General features: G+C 72.3%; 1 protein-coding gene. It reads right to left on the reverse strand.

Annotated features, from left to right (window positions below):
* Positions 1-625, reverse strand: a 625-nt coding sequence (locus KGA66_RS29300; protein ID WP_211472886.1) for an AAA family ATPase, incomplete at both ends; no start/stop codon positions are given.

Raw genomic sequence — 625 nt, forward strand, 5'->3', positions numbered from 1 at the left:
CAGCCGCACCCCGCCCGGCTCCACCTGCCCCACCGCGACCCGGTCCGCACGCGCCCGCGCGCACAACGCGGCCACATCAGCGTTACTCGCCGCAGCCATCAGCGCCGTGCGCCCGGCCAGCATGTCCGCCCGCCACCCCGCATACGCCTGCTCGGTCATGCTCTGACGCGAACCGTGCCGGACCCGGTCGTGCCGCTGGTAGAAGTCGAGACCGGACGTGTCACCGACCCGGATCGCCAGGGTCGCCTGCGCCTCGGCCGCATCCGCGAACCGGTAGAGCGTCGAGAGCTCCACCGCCCCGCACTCACGGGCAACCAGCCGCAGCGCACCACCGGACTCCACCGCCCCCAACTGCCGGTAATCCCCCAGCAGCCGCACCACCGCGCCCCGCCGCGCGGCGATGGAGACCAGCCGGTCCAGGTTCAGCGTGCCGGCCATCCCCGCCTCATCCACCAGCACCACATCCCCCGCACCCAACGCGAAGAACCCGAGCTCGAGCGGCACCCCGCGTCCCTCGGCCAGCACCCCGGCGTGCGGTCCGGCGGTCCACTCCCACAGGAACTTGTGCAGATTCTCCGCCGGCGTGCCCAGCTCCTCGGCCAGCACCTGGCTCTTATACACATAT

The sequence above is a fragment of the Actinocrinis puniceicyclus genome (assembly GCF_018283645.1).
In the GTDB taxonomy this organism is placed as follows: Bacteria; Actinomycetota; Actinomycetes; order Streptomycetales; family Catenulisporaceae; genus Actinocrinis; species Actinocrinis puniceicyclus.